The following is a 14004-nucleotide window of genomic DNA, read 5'->3' on the forward strand; positions in this document are numbered from 1 at the left end:
TATGATAAGTTTGAAAAAGAAAGAGGACGAGCCATATGCTAAAAGGGAAAAAGATACTTTTATGTGTAACAGGAGGCATTGCGGTCTTTAAAGCGGCTGCGTTAACGAGTAAATTGACACAATCTGGTGCTATTGTAAAAGTAATGATGAGTGAGTCGGCAATGAAATTTGTTACACCTCTTACATTCCAAGCGCTTTCTCGCCATGATGTATATACGGATACATTCGATGAAAAAGACTCAGCTGTTATTGCTCATATCGATTTAGCAGATTGGGCAGATGTTGTACTTGTTGCACCTGCTACAGCCAATTGTATTGGAAAGTTAGCTAACGGTATTGCAGATGATATGATTACAACTACTTTGTTAGCTACTACAGCCCCAGTGTGGATTGCACCTGCTATGAATGTGCATATGTATGAAAATAAAATTGTTCAAAAAAATATGATGACGTTAAAAACGTTAGGGTATACATTTATTGAGCCCGGAGAAGGTTTTTTAGCGTGTGGTTATGTAGCGAAAGGAAGATTAGAAGAACCTGAAGCGATTATCGCACGGTTAGAAGAGGCTTTTTCAGAACAAAAACCATTACATGGAAAAAGAATATTAATAACTGCTGGTCCAACGCGTGAAAAGATTGATCCAGTTCGTTTTATGACCAATTTTTCTTCTGGAAAAATGGGATATGCGATTGCGGAAGTGGCAGCGAACTTAGGTGCTGACGTCATACTCGTTTCGGGACCGACAGCATTACATCCACCATTACATGTAACTACGGTGCAAGTGGAATCTGCGCAAGATATGTTAGAGGCGGTTATTCAACATTATGAAGACGTAGATGTTGTTATTAAAACAGCAGCAGTTGCAGATTATCGCCCGAAATACGTTCATGATAATAAAATGAAAAAGAAAAATGGCGATGCTGTAATTGAACTTGAGAGAACAGTAGATATTTTAAAAACGTTAGGTGAGATGAAGGACAAACAGTTACTTATCGGTTTTGCGGCTGAAACGACAAACGTAGAGGAATATGCAACGAAAAAATTACGTGAGAAAAATGCGAATATGATTGTTGCAAACGACGTAAAGGCGCAAGGAGCTGGATTTGGTACAGATACGAACATTGTAACAATGTATAGAAAAGATGGAGAAGTTATAGAGTTGCCACTTTTAACGAAGAAAGAGGTTGCTCGTGAAATATTAAAGCAAATTGAAATGATGTTAGAAGATGATCGTCTATGAAATTTGCAAGTGTAATTGTTGATGTACCTGCACGTCAGACAGATCGACCATTTGATTATATTATCCCTAAAAAATGGGAAGATATTGTCCAGACAGGCATGCGTGTAGTAGTTCCGTTTGGCCCAAGGAAATTGCAAGGTTTTATTATTGGGATTAAAGATTCGGTTGAAGTAGAAAGTAAGAAGTTAAAGACAATCCATGAAATTTTAGATGTAACACCCGTTTTAAATGAAGAGTTGTTAAAGCTAGGGTATTGGCTTACAAGTGAAACGTTATGTTATATGATTTCAGCTTTTCAAGTTATGCTTCCAACGGCGATAAAAGCAACATATAAAAAACGTCTACAGCTTCGCAAACAAGAAGAAGTAGCACCTGAACTACTGTTTTTATTTCAGGACAGAGAAGCGATAGATTGGGAAGCGATTGAGACGCAGCCACATCTATACCGCACGATTCAACAAGAAATTAAACATGGCACGATTGAAGTTGTTTATCAAGTAAAAGATAAAGTACAAAAGAAGAAACAAAGAGTCGTTCAACCGGAGTTGCCAGAAGATAAATTAGAATTAGCAGCATTTGAACTGAAAAGTAAAAAACAACAAGATGTCCTCTATTATTTTGTGGAAAATTACAAAAGTGTACCGTTGAAAGTAATAACAGAAGAGTTACAAATAACAGATGCTCCAATTAAAGCACTTGTTAAAAAGGGACTACTCTCAGAAAAGTATGTGGAAGTGTACCGAAATCCGTATGACGATGACGATTTTGAACAAACGAAACCATTCCCACTTACTGAGGAACAAAAGCAAGTTATTACACCGATTTTATCATCAATTACAAATGAAACTTACAATCCATTTTTACTATATGGTGTTACAGGAAGCGGAAAAACAGAAGTATATTTACAATCTATAGCAGCGGTGCTCGAGAAAGGAAAAGAAGCTATTGTACTTGTTCCTGAAATTGCACTAACGCCTCAGATGGTAGATCGTTTTAAAGGTAGATTTGGCTCACAAGTTGCAGTTCTTCATAGTGCGCTGTCTGTTGGAGAAAAATATGATGAATGGCGTAAGATTTTAAGAAAAGAAGTGAAAGTCGTAGTTGGTGCACGTTCAGCTGTATTTGCTCCTTTTGAAAATTTAGGGATTATTATTATTGATGAGGAACATGAATCGAGCTACAAGCAAGAAGATAATCCGAGGTATCATGCAAGGGATGTAGCTGTGTGGAGAGGGCAATATCATAAATGCCCTATCGTTCTTGGTAGTGCAACACCGACGCTTGAATCGTTTGCAAGAGCGAAAAAAGGTGTGTATGAATTACTGACGATGGAAAAACGTATGAACGAACAAGCTTTACCGACAGTAGAGATTGTTGATATGCGTGAAGAACTTCGTGACGGGAATCGCTCCATGTTTTCAAAGGCACTGCATGAAAAAATAGCAGATCGGTTAGAAAAGAAAGAACAAATGGTGCTCTTTTTAAATAGAAGAGGTCATTCTACATTTGTTATGTGCCGTGATTGCGGGTATGTTGTACAATGTCCGCATTGTGATATCTCGCTGACATATCATAAAATGAACCATCGTTTAAAATGCCATTATTGCAGTTACGAAGAAAATATGCCGACTGCGTGTCCTGCTTGTCAAAGTACATACATTCGTTTCTTTGGTACAGGTACGCAAAAGGTAGAAGAAGAAATTACAAAACTATTTCCAGAGGCACGAGTCATTCGAATGGATGTAGATACGACGAGTCGTAAAGGGATGCATGAGAAATTATTAAAGGCGTTCGGGGAAGAAAAAGCAGATATATTACTTGGAACACAAATGATTGCAAAAGGATTAGATTTTCCGAAAGTAACGCTTGTTGGTGTTTTAACTGCTGATACGATGCTTCATTTACCTGATTTCCGGGCGAGTGAAAAGACTTATCAGTTATTGACGCAAGTAAGTGGACGAGCAGGCCGACATGAATTGCCAGGGGAAGTTATCATTCAAACGTATACGCCAGAACATTATAGTATAGAGTTAGCAAAGAACCAACAATATGATGTGTTTTTTGACCAAGAAATGCAAATGAGGCGAACGAGACAATACCCACCTTATTACTATGTTGTACTTGTGACGGTATCTCATCCGGAATTATTAAAGGCAGTACAAGTGACGGAAAAAATTGTCGGTCATTTACGGACGCACTGTTCGCAGCAAACGATGGTGTTAGGACCGGTTGCTTCAGCAATTCCAAGGATAAAAGATAGATATCGTTATCAATGCATGATAAAATACAAACGGGAACCAAACTTAAAGAACGTGCTCAAAATGGTAAATGAACATTATCAAGCAGAAATGCAAAAAGAGCTACAAATCTCAATTGATTTTAATCCAACAATGTTAATGTAGCGGAGGGAAATATGGCAGTTTTAGAAATAGTAAAGCATCCAAATGAAGTGTTAGAAACACCGTGTGAAAGAGTAATTAACTTTGATAAAAAGTTAGTGAAATTGTTGAAAGATATGCATGAAACAATGTTAATTGCGGACGGAGTCGGTTTAGCTGCGCCTCAAGTAGGGGTAAGCTTGCAAGTGGCGGTAGTTGATATCGGTGATGATACTGGGAAAATTGAGTTAATCAATCCATCGATATTAGAAAAACGTGGTGAACAAGTAGGTCCCGAAGGCTGTTTAAGCTTCCCGGGACTTTATGGTGAAGTGGAACGTGCGGATTATATTAAAGTGCGTGCGCAAAATCGCAGAGGTAAAGTATTTTTATTAGAAGCAGAAGGGTTTTTAGCGCGTGCAATTCAACATGAAATCGATCATTTACACGGTGTGTTATTTACATCGAAAGTGACAAGATATTATGAGGAAAACGAATTAGAATAGGTATTAAAAGGAGCGGTTTTTAAATGATAAAAGTAGTATTTATGGGAACACCGGACTTTTCAGTGCCGGTGCTTCGTCGTCTTATTGAAGATGGCTATGATGTAATAGGTGTTGTGACGCAACCAGATCGTCCGGTAGGCAGAAAGAAAGTATTAACACCTACACCTGTTAAAGTGGAAGCAGAAAAACATGGTATTCCAGTGTTACAACCGTTAAGAATTCGTGAAAAAGACGAATATGAAAAAGTACTGGCATTAGAGCCGGATTTAATTGTAACAGCTGCGTTCGGTCAAATTGTACCAAATGAAATTTTAGAAGCACCGAAGTATGGATGTATTAACGTCCACGCTTCTTTACTTCCTGAACTTCGTGGTGGTGCACCAATCCATTATGCAATTATGGAAGGGAAAGAAAAAACAGGTATTACAATTATGTATATGGTAGAAAAATTGGATGCTGGTGATATTTTAACGCAAGTAGAAGTGGAAATTGAAGAGCGTGAAACGACAGGCTCGTTATTTGATAAGTTAAGTGAAGCAGGGGCACATCTTTTATCTAAAACAGTACCTTTACTAATTCAAGGTAAGTTAGAACCAATTAAACAAAGCGAGGAAGAAGTAACGTTTGCATATAATATAAAACGTGAGCAAGAGAAAATTGATTGGACAAAAACAGGTGAAGAAGTATACAATCACATTCGCGGATTGAATCCATGGCCAGTTGCTTATACAACTTTAGCAGGACAAGTTGTTAAAGTATGGTGGGGAGAAAAAGTACCTGTAACGAAATCAGCTGAAGCAGGTACGATTGTTGCAATTGAAGAAGATGGTTTCGTTGTAGCAACTGGTAATGAAACGGGTGTTAAAGTTACAGAATTGCAACCTTCTGGTAAAAAGCGTATGAGTTGTTCGCAATTTTTACGTGGCACAAAACCTGAAATTGGAACGAAGTTAGGAGAAAATGCATGAGACAAAATGTTCGTGAATTAGCTCTTGATGGTTTAATTCAAGTAGAAAAAAGTGGTGCATACAGTAACTTACTTTTAAATAATCTAATTGAAAAAAGTACAATTGATAGAAAAGATATTGGTTTATTAACTGAAATTGTATATGGAACAATTCAACGTCGTGACACATTAGATTATTATTTACAGCCTTTTTTAAAAAAGAAGGTTGAAGCGTGGGTAAGAGTATTGCTTCGCTTATCTTTATATCAAATGATTTATTTAGACCGAGTGCCCGAAAGAGCGGCTATTCATGAAGCAGTTGAGATTGCAAAGCGTCGCGGGCATAAAGGAATTGCTGGTATGGTGAACGGTGTATTACGTTCGATTCAAAGAGAAGGTGTACCTTCTGTAGATGAAATCAAAGATCCAGTAGAACGCTTGGCAATTGCAACAAGTCATCCAGTTTGGCTTGTCCAAGAATGGGCTTCAGAATATGGTTTAGAAACTGCTGAGAAAATGTGTGAAGTGAACATGTTACCGCCTGTACCAACAGCGCGTGTAAATGTTGATAAAATAACAGTAGAAGAAGCAATTACATTATTAGCTAGTGAAGGTATAGAAGCGAAGCGTGGCGATTTATCAGATGATGCAATTCAAATTGAAAAAGGAAATGTAGCGCACACAGATGCGTTTAAAAAAGGTTTTCTTTCTATTCAAGATGAAAGTTCTATGCTGGTAGCACGTGCCTTAGAACCAGATGAGGGAGATGTAGTTCTTGATAGTTGTGCTGCTCCAGGTGGAAAAACAACGCATATTGCAGAGCGATTAAAAGGAACTGGTCAAGTCATGTCCCTTGATTTACATGCGCACAAAGTACGTTTAATTAAACAACAAGCAGAGCGACTTGGTCTAGGAAATGTCGAAACAAAGGCATTAGATGCTAGAAAAGTACAAGAACACTTTGCAAATGAAACGTTTGATAAAATATTAGTAGATGCCCCATGTTCTGGATTTGGTGTAATTAGACGTAAGCCTGATATTAAGTTAGGTAAAGATAAAGGCGATAGTGAAAGATTATCGACGATTCAACTTGCAATACTAGAAAAAATCGCACCGTTATTAAAACAAGGTGGTCGCCTTGTTTATAGTACGTGTACAATTGAGAAAATAGAAAATGAACAAGTAATAGAACGATTTTTACAAGAGCATCCTGAGTTCGAGTGGGATACTACGATAAAAGAGCGTATGCCAGAAAAGCTAAGTCCGTATATTGATGAAGGTCAAGTACAAATTTTACCGCATTATTTTGCAACAGATGGCTTTTATATTGCTTGTTTAAGGAAGAAGGTGTAGCATCGTGGAAACGACTGTGAGAAAACAAAAGAAAAATTTAGAAACGAAAAAACCATCAATTTACTCTTTACAACTTCATGAAATGCAAGATTGGTTAAAGGAGCAAGGAGAACCAAAGTTCCGTGCTGGACAAATTTTTGATTGGTTATATAAAAAACGTGTAAAAAATTATGAGGATATGTCAAACCTTTCTAAAGGATTGCGTGAAAAATTGTCGAATTCCTTTGATATTACTACTTTAAATACGTTAGTAAAACAAACGTCTTCGGATGGAACAATTAAATTCTTATTCCAATTATATGATGGATATTCTATTGAAACGGTATTAATGCGACATGAATATGGAAATTCCATTTGTGTAACAACACAAGTAGGTTGTCGTATTGGGTGTACGTTCTGTGCTTCAACGCTTGGCGGTTTAAAGCGAAACTTAGAAGCTGGAGAAATTGTAGCACAAGTAGTAGAAGTGCAACGTGCACTTGATGAATCAGAAGAACGTGTAAGTTCTCTTGTCGTTATGGGAATTGGAGAACCATTTGATAACTACGATAATTTAATGGGATTCTTACGCATCATTAACCATGAAAAAGGACTTCATATTGGTGCGAGACATATGACAGTTTCGACAAGTGGAATCATCCCGAAAATTTATAAGTTCGCTGAAGAAGATTTACAAATTAATTTTGCGATTTCACTGCATGCTCCAAACTCAGAATTACGTTCAAAATTAATGCCGATTAACCGTGCTTATAAGCTACCAGATTTGATGGAAGCTATTAAATACTATGTAAATAGAACAGGGCGTCGTATTACTTTTGAATATGGACTATTTGGAGGCGAAAATGACCAAGTTGAGCACGCTGAAGAGCTTGCTGCGCTCTTGAAAGGTGTAAAATGTCATGTGAACTTAATTCCGGTAAACTACGTACCTGAACGTGATTATGTACGTACGCCACGTGAACAAATTTTCTTATTTGAAAAAACGTTAAAAGATCGTGGAGTAAATGTAACGATTCGCCGTGAACAAGGTCATGATATTGATGCAGCCTGCGGTCAGTTGCGTGCGAAGGAGCGCAAAGAAGAGACGAGGTGACGAGATGAAAGCCGTGTTTCTATCAGATAAAGGAAAAGTTCGTCAACATAATGAAGATAGTGCAGGAGTTTTTCACAATTTAGATGGAAATATTTTAGCGGTAGTAGCAGATGGAATGGGAGGTCATCGAGCTGGTGATGTAGCTAGCTCGATGACCATTCAATTATTCCATGATTATTGGAAGCAAACGCATAATATGAACGAGCCAAAAAAAGTAGAAGAGTGGTTACATACTAGCGTTGGGATTATTAATGAGCGTATATATGAATACTCTAAGCAACATGTAGAATGTAACGGGATGGGAACAACACTTATAATAGCGATTTGTACACCAAATTTTGTGACGATAGGTCATATAGGAGATAGTCGTTGTTATATGGTATCAGAGGGGGAAATCTCGCTTGTAACGGAAGATCACTCACTTGTCAATGAACTTGTGAGACATGGTGAAATTTCAAAAGAAGACGCAGAATATCACCCGAAAAAGAATGTTTTGTTAAGGGCATTAGGAACAGAAGAGAAAGTCGGATTAGATGTGAAAACATTAGTGCTAGAGGAAGATGATCAGTTACTTCTTTGCTCTGATGGACTATCTAACAAAGTTTCTATTGCTGATATGCAACAAGTTTTACAGTTAAATGAACAGCTAGAAACTAAGGGACAACGTCTCATTCAATTGGCGAATGATCGTGGCGGGGAAGATAATATCACCCTTGTTCTCATTGATTATGCGGGTTCGACAAACGAAAGTAGGTGAAGTGCAACGTGCTGATTGGAAAACGCTTAAATGACCGTTATAAGCTACTGAAAATGATTGGTGGCGGTGGAATGGCCAATGTGTATTTAGCTCATGATGATATACTAGGCCGAGATGTAGCGGTGAAAATATTAAGACTCGACTATTCAAATAACGAAGAGTTTATTAAACGTTTCCATCGAGAAGCGCAGTCTGTTACAACGTTGTCGCATCCAAATATTGTGAATATGTATGATGTCGGAGAAGAAGATGGTATATATTATCTTGTAATGGAGTATGTACCAGGACAAACATTGAAGCAATACATAATTGAGAGAGGGATGTTACCGATAGGAGAAGCTCTTGATATTATGGAGCAGTTAACATCCGCCATGGCACATGCCCATCATTTTGAAATTGTGCACCGCGATATTAAACCGCACAATATTTTAATTCGAGCTGATGGAGTAATAAAAGTAACAGATTTTGGAATTGCGACAGCTACAAGTGCAACAACAATTACACATACAAATTCAGTACTCGGTTCGGTGCATTATTTATCACCAGAACAAGCGCGCGGCGGGATAGCAAATAAACAATCAGATATTTATTCCCTAGGGATTGTTATGTTTGAGTTGTTAACAGGAAGACAACCGTTTTCTGGTGAATCTGCTGTTGCTATAGCTTTAAAACATTTACAAAGTGAAATTCCGTCTCCGAGAAGATGGAATGAACATATTCCGCAAAGTGTCGAAAATATTATATTAAAGGCAACTGCGAAAGATCCGTTTCATCGATATCAATCTGCCAATGCGATGAAACGAGATATTGAAACTGCGCTATATCCAGAGAGGATAAATGAGCAGCCATTTTACATACCGGAAGATATGGAAGCGACAAAAGCGATTCCGATTATTCAACAAGAACAATTATTCGAAAATGTTACTGATGAAACAATTGTTTTAACAGGAAGTAAAGTGGATGAACAGACAAGAAAAGAAGAAACGGATTTAAATAAGAAGAAAAAACGAAGTAATAAATGGCTCAAAATTTTAATTACAACATTTTTACTTTTAGCGATCGGAATAACGTTAGCCCTTACTGTTATTCCAGGATTCTTTATTCCAAAAGATGTAAAAGTCCCTGATGTGTCTGGTATGAAATATACGACTGCAGTAAATACATTAGTTGAAAAGGGTTTTGAGGTTACGGAACCTAATATTGTATATACAGATGATGTAGAGGTCGGTGGTGTTCTAAAAACAGACCCCGCGGCCGGAAGAGTCGTGAAAGAGAACTCTAAAATTACTATCTATCAATCGGGTGGGAAAAAGAAAAATAAGATGAGTGATCTCACAGGAAAAGATTTTGAGAGCATAAGGTCTGAATTAGAAGAAAAATATAAACAAGTTACAATAAATTATATTGAAAATGATAGACCAAAAGGTGAAATCGTTGAGCAAATTCCGACGCCGGATCAAATGGTAGTAGAGGCGGAACAAGACTTGAAAATTTGGGTAAGTAAGGGTCCATATCAAATTAGACCAGGTGACTTTTCAGGATGGACTGAAAATAGTGTCAATGGTTATTTGAATGAGAGGAAACTAACTCCAGATATAAAACGAGAGTATTCTGATACTGTTGATAAAGGACTTGTAATTTCGCAATCTCCAAAACCAGGAACGCCGTTAAAAGAAGGAGATAAAGTGACGATTGTCATCTCAGAAGGTCCTAAGCCGAAAGTAACGAAAACAGTGAAAGTAGATAATATTTCTATTCCGTATGAGTCTTCTATAATAGGTGAGAAAAAACCGCAAACGATAGAAATTTATAAAGAAGATATGCAACAAAAAATGGATAGACCAATTGAAACTAGAACAATTTCAGAGTCGGCAACTATTTCATTAGAATTTGTAATTCAAGAAGGTACAAAAGGACATTATAAAATTGTACGAGATGGTGTAACGATTATTGACAAAGAAGTACCATATCCAACTCAATAATAATGAATTCCATTTTCTTTTTAGAGAGAATGGAATGTATTACTTCTGCCTGTTATGCTGTCTACATATAGTGGACTGTATAACAGGCAAAAATATATGATTCAAAAAGATATAAAAGTGATACTGTTATAAATAATATTTTAAATTTGATGGTAGATTAAATATATTAATGTGTATATATGACGGGTTTTGAAATCTTTATTTAAAGAATGATAATCCATTCAATATGAATTACAGCTTCACTTTATACAGAATAAAGGAGAATTATATGCCAGAAGGAAAAATTGTAAAAGCTCTAAGTGGATTTTATTATGTGCAGCATGAAGAAGGGATTACACAATGTCGCGGGCGTGGTGTATTTAGAAAAAATAAAATTACACCACTGGTAGGAGACCAAGTTGTTTTTCAGGCTGATAATCCAAGTGAAGGATACGTGCTTGAAGTATTTGATCGAAAAAATGAACTTGTCAGGCCTCCTATTGCTAATGTTGATCAAGCAATTCTTGTTTTTTCAGCAGTAGAACCAGATTTTAATCCGGGACTGTTAGATCGATTTTTAGTGCTGATTGAATATCATAATATTAAGCCGATTATTTGCATTAGTAAGATGGATTTAGTGGATGAAAAAATGAGAGAGACTGTTGAATCTTATGCAAATGACTATCGTGAGATGGGATATGATGTATTATTTACTTCTATAAATACATCGGAAAGTATTGATATTTTAAAACCGTTCTTAGAAGGTTGTGTTTCCGTTGTTGCGGGACAATCTGGTGTTGGAAAATCTTCTATGCTTAACGTCTTACGTCCAGAATTAGAACTGAAAACGAATGATATTTCCTCACATTTAGGACGCGGGAAACATACGACAAGACACGTAGAATTAATTGCGATTGGAAGCGGACTAGTTGCAGATACACCTGGTTTTAGTTCACTCGATTTCATAGATATAGAGGTAGAAGATCTTACATATTGTTTTCCAGAGTTGAAAGAAGCGAGCCAATACTGTAAATTTAGAGGGTGTACACATCTTTCTGAACCGAAATGCGCTGTGAAGGCTGCGGTTGAAGAGGGGAAGATTACAGAATATCGTTATAAGAATTACAAACAATTTGTAGAAGAAATTAGAGAGAGAAAGCCGAGGTATTAGTTATGATTAAAATTGCACCATCGATCTTATCAGCAGATTTTTCAAAATTAGGGGAAGAGATTAAAGATGTAGAAAAAGGCGGAGCGGATTACATTCACGTCGATGTAATGGATGGACATTTCGTACCAAATATTACGATTGGACCATTAATTGTAGAAGCAATTCGTCCGATCACATCGTTACCGTTAGATGTACATTTAATGATTGAAAATCCTGATAACTATATCCCGACTTTCGCAAAAGCGGGAGCGGATATTATTACTGTTCATGTAGAGGCGTGCCCTCATTTACATCGTACAATTCAGTTAATTAAATCTCATGGCATTAAAGCAGGAGTTGTATTAAATCCGCATACGCCAGTTTCAGTGATTGAGCATGTATTAGAAGATATTGATATGGTATTACTTATGACAGTAAACCCTGGATTTGGTGGGCAGAAATTTATCCATTCTGTATTACCGAAAATTAAACAAGTTGCAGAAATGGTTAAAGAGCGCAATCTAGAAGTAGAAATTGAAGTTGATGGTGGTGTAAACGCTGAAACAGCAAGACTTTGTGTAGAAGCAGGAGCAAATGTACTTGTAGCTGGGTCAGCAGTATACAATCAAAAAGACCGCGGTGAAGCAATTCGTGTCATTCGTGGATAATGAATGAACGAGTCTTTATCCCAGTGAATCTTCTAGTGTAGTAAGTTTTCACTATTTATAAAGGATAGAGAAAAAATATGTAAAAAGGCAATCTACCGAATGGCAGATTGCCTTTTTACAATAGAAGGGGAAGGAAACATGATTATTCATATTTTAGCGGGAGGACCTGCGGAATATTGTGCAGATTTTTCTCCATATGAAAATGAGAAAGTAGTGTGGGCGGCAGTTGATAGAGGAGTATATCGTTTATTAAAAAGAGGTATTATTCCTGCTGTTGCGTTTGGAGATTATGACTCGGTTACTGAAGAAGAATTAGCATGGATGGGGCAACAAACAAATGATTTACATATTGTTCCTCGTGAAAAAGATCAAACGGATTTAGAAATTGCGATTAACTGGGCGTTAGAACAAAAGCCGGCACTCATTCGTATTTTTGGTGCTACTGGCGGAAGACTTGATCACGGTTTAGCGAATATACAAATGCTTTTAAAAGGATTAGAAGTAGGAATAGAGATGTGTATTGTAGACAATCAAAATGAAATAAGTGTAAAAAGAGTGGGTACACATATAATTGAAGAAAATAAAAAATTCCCTTATGTATCTTTTGTGCCTGTTACTGAAATAGTGGAAGGGATTACATTACTTGGTTTTAAATATCCTCTAACGAATAAAAAAATAGAGTGGGGATCAACACTTTGTATTAGTAATGAACTCGTTGAGGAAAAAGGTACTTTTTCATTTACTTCTGGCATATTAATGGTGATAAGAAGCACTGATTAAAGAAACAATTTTGCTCCTTACATCATATAGTGACCAAGTGGAGTAATGGGGATTAGGAGGGAAACCATGAGATTTTATACAATTAAGTTACCTAAATTTCTTGGTGGAATTGTTCGTGCCATGTTAAATACCTTCAAAAAAGATTAAAAAAAGCACCTATTACCGGTGCTTTTTCCATTGGTATAGTAAAAAAAGAGCCTAGCGGCTCTTTTTTTTATTATTAAACACGTTCGATTTTGCCAGATTTTAATGCTCTAGCAGAAACGTAAACACGTTGAACTTTTCCGTCGATGCGTACGCGAACTTTTTGAAGGTTAGCGCCCCACTTACGTTTTGTAGCGTTCATTGCGTGAGAACGAGAGTTACCAGAACGAGCTTTTCTTCCAGTAATAGCACAAACACGAGCCATTTATATTTCCCTCCCTTGATACCTTACCATACGTAATTTTTCAATGTTAGTCTTTTATGCGATGCTAAAAACACTACTATAATTTAACACAACTAAAAAGAGAATGCAACACTGTAGAAAAAAGAAATCAAGAAAAATTACTTGACACTATATGTCAATGAAGAAAAGTTGAAATCAAGAAAAATTGCTTGACATATTATAGTGATACATGTTGTATAATAACAATGGACTATTTTGCTCATCATAAAAAAGTGTAGTTTTCAACATAAAATATGAGAGTGAAAAAGAAAGAACGATGGAATTTTCTTTAAAAAGATTATATGATAGTAACTAAAGTAGTCTAACTCACTTTCACCATTTATGAAGGGGGAAAACGAGATGTCAATTGAAATTAAAACGAAGTACGGTCAAATTGATATTAGTACAGATGTAATTGCAACAATTGCTGGAGGTGCCGCGGTAGATTGCTACGGTATCGTAGGTATGGCATCAAAAAATCAGTTAAAAGATGGATTAACAGACATTTTACGAAAAGAAAATTTCACTAGAGGTGTTATTGTTCGTAAAGATGAAGATGAAGTACATATTGATATGTATATTATTGTGAGCTATGGTACGAAAATTTCAGAAGTAGCACATAACGTGCAGACGAAAGTGAAATATACATTAGATCAAACTGTAGGACTAGCAGTAGATTCTGTAAACATCTACGTACAAGGAGTTAAAGTAATAAACTTGTAATGTGCATTAAGGAGGAAAATC

14 protein-coding genes are annotated in these 14004 nt (G+C 36.6%); 13 read left to right on the forward strand and 1 reads right to left on the reverse strand.

Annotated features, from left to right (window positions below; translation table 11 throughout):
- Positions 1–35: 35 nt before the first annotated feature.
- The 12 genes from coaBC to spoVM all read left to right on the forward strand — a co-directional run bounded on the left by coaBC (position 36) and on the right by spoVM (position 12980).
- On the forward strand, positions 36–1241 hold the full coding sequence (coaBC, locus tag LMD38_RS07780) for a bifunctional phosphopantothenoylcysteine decarboxylase/phosphopantothenate--cysteine ligase CoaBC (protein ID WP_000911756.1): 1206 nt from the start codon (positions 36–38) through the stop codon (positions 1239–1241).
- On the forward strand, positions 1238–3643 hold the full coding sequence (gene priA / locus LMD38_RS07785; protein ID WP_062821671.1) for a primosomal protein N': 2406 nt from the start codon (positions 1238–1240) through the stop codon (positions 3641–3643). Before coaBC ends, priA begins: the two co-directional genes overlap by 4 nt.
- An 11-nt stretch (positions 3644–3654) precedes the next feature.
- Complete coding sequence (def, locus tag LMD38_RS07790; protein WP_000279468.1) at positions 3655–4125, forward strand: peptide deformylase; 471 nt, start codon at positions 3655–3657, stop codon at positions 4123–4125.
- 23 nt (positions 4126–4148) lie between these two features.
- A complete protein-coding gene (fmt, locus tag LMD38_RS07795; RefSeq protein ID WP_016718311.1) occupies positions 4149–5093 on the forward strand; it encodes a methionyl-tRNA formyltransferase in 945 nt (314 codons plus the stop codon).
- The gene (gene rsmB / locus LMD38_RS07800; protein WP_016718310.1) at positions 5090–6424 is read left to right on the forward strand and encodes a 16S rRNA (cytosine(967)-C(5))-methyltransferase RsmB; all 1335 of its coding nucleotides are present in this window, start codon (positions 5090–5092) and stop codon (positions 6422–6424) included. Before fmt ends, rsmB begins: the two co-directional genes overlap by 4 nt.
- Before the next feature lie 4 nt (positions 6425–6428).
- Entirely contained in the window at positions 6429–7517 is a 1089-nt protein-coding gene (gene rlmN, locus LMD38_RS07805) for a dual-specificity RNA methyltransferase RlmN (protein ID WP_000450543.1), read from the forward strand.
- A gap of 4 nt (positions 7518–7521) precedes the next feature.
- Positions 7522–8274 carry a Stp1/IreP family PP2C-type Ser/Thr phosphatase gene (locus tag LMD38_RS07810; protein ID WP_000648696.1) on the forward strand — a complete coding sequence of 251 codons (753 nt, stop codon included), beginning with the start codon at positions 7522–7524 and terminating at the stop codon, positions 8272–8274.
- A gap of 8 nt (positions 8275–8282) precedes the next feature.
- The gene (gene prkC / locus LMD38_RS07815; protein WP_016718309.1) at positions 8283–10256 is read left to right on the forward strand and encodes a serine/threonine protein kinase PrkC; all 1974 of its coding nucleotides are present in this window, start codon (positions 8283–8285) and stop codon (positions 10254–10256) included.
- Between the two features lie 268 nt (positions 10257–10524).
- On the forward strand, positions 10525–11406 hold the full coding sequence (rsgA, locus tag LMD38_RS07820; RefSeq protein ID WP_001113936.1) for a ribosome small subunit-dependent GTPase A: 882 nt from the start codon (positions 10525–10527) through the stop codon (positions 11404–11406).
- Between the two features lie 2 nt (positions 11407–11408).
- The gene (rpe, locus tag LMD38_RS07825; RefSeq protein ID WP_000589966.1) at positions 11409–12053 is read left to right on the forward strand and encodes a ribulose-phosphate 3-epimerase; all 645 of its coding nucleotides are present in this window, start codon (positions 11409–11411) and stop codon (positions 12051–12053) included.
- Positions 12054–12152: 99 nt separating this feature from the next.
- Positions 12153–12833: a thiamine diphosphokinase gene (locus LMD38_RS07830; RefSeq protein WP_062821669.1), complete on the forward strand. Its 681-nt coding sequence runs from the start codon at positions 12153–12155 to the stop codon at positions 12831–12833.
- Positions 12834–12899: 66 nt separating this feature from the next.
- Entirely contained in the window at positions 12900–12980 is an 81-nt protein-coding gene (gene spoVM, locus LMD38_RS07835) for a stage V sporulation protein SpoVM (RefSeq protein ID WP_001213599.1), read from the forward strand.
- A gap of 73 nt (positions 12981–13053) precedes the next feature.
- Here the strand turns inward: spoVM and rpmB are convergent, their stop codons facing one another.
- Complete coding sequence (gene rpmB / locus LMD38_RS07840) at positions 13054–13242, reverse strand: 50S ribosomal protein L28 (protein ID WP_000124776.1); 189 nt, start codon at positions 13240–13242, stop codon at positions 13054–13056.
- Positions 13243–13620: 378 nt separating this feature from the next.
- Here rpmB and LMD38_RS07845 point away from each other — a divergent pair, with 378 nt between their 5' ends.
- Positions 13621–13983 carry an Asp23/Gls24 family envelope stress response protein gene (locus LMD38_RS07845; protein WP_000021109.1) on the forward strand — a complete coding sequence of 121 codons (363 nt, stop codon included), beginning with the start codon at positions 13621–13623 and terminating at the stop codon, positions 13981–13983.
- Positions 13984–14004 lie beyond the last annotated feature (21 nt).

The organism is Bacillus pacificus (assembly GCF_020861345.1).
GTDB classification, from domain to species: domain Bacteria; phylum Bacillota; class Bacilli; order Bacillales; family Bacillaceae_G; genus Bacillus_A; species Bacillus_A pacificus.

Excerpts from the sequence above, each read along its gene's own strand:
- LMD38_RS07810 (WP_000648696.1), top strand. The coding sequence starts at position 7,522 with ATGAAAGCCGTGTTTCTATCAGATAAAGGAAAAGTTCGTCAACATAAT.
- coaBC (WP_000911756.1), top strand. The coding sequence starts at position 36 with ATGCTAAAAGGGAAAAAGATACTTTTATGTGTAACAGGAGGCATTGCG.
- priA (WP_062821671.1), top strand. The coding sequence starts at position 1,238 with ATGAAATTTGCAAGTGTAATTGTTGATGTACCTGCACGTCAGACAGAT.
- rsgA (WP_001113936.1), top strand. The coding sequence starts at position 10,525 with ATGCCAGAAGGAAAAATTGTAAAAGCTCTAAGTGGATTTTATTATGTG.
- LMD38_RS07830 (WP_062821669.1), top strand. The coding sequence starts at position 12,153 with ATGGCAGATTGCCTTTTTACAATAGAAGGGGAAGGAAACATGATTATT.
- spoVM (WP_001213599.1), top strand. The coding sequence starts at position 12,900 with ATGAGATTTTATACAATTAAGTTACCTAAATTTCTTGGTGGAATTGTT.
- rsmB (WP_016718310.1), top strand. The coding sequence starts at position 5,090 with ATGAGACAAAATGTTCGTGAATTAGCTCTTGATGGTTTAATTCAAGTA.
- fmt (WP_016718311.1), top strand. The coding sequence starts at position 4,149 with ATGATAAAAGTAGTATTTATGGGAACACCGGACTTTTCAGTGCCGGTG.
- rpmB (WP_000124776.1), bottom strand. The coding sequence starts at position 13,242 with ATGGCTCGTGTTTGTGCTATTACTGGAAGAAAAGCTCGTTCTGGTAAC.
- rpe (WP_000589966.1), top strand. The coding sequence starts at position 11,409 with ATGATTAAAATTGCACCATCGATCTTATCAGCAGATTTTTCAAAATTA.
- LMD38_RS07845 (WP_000021109.1), top strand. The coding sequence starts at position 13,621 with ATGTCAATTGAAATTAAAACGAAGTACGGTCAAATTGATATTAGTACA.
- def (WP_000279468.1), top strand. The coding sequence starts at position 3,655 with ATGGCAGTTTTAGAAATAGTAAAGCATCCAAATGAAGTGTTAGAAACA.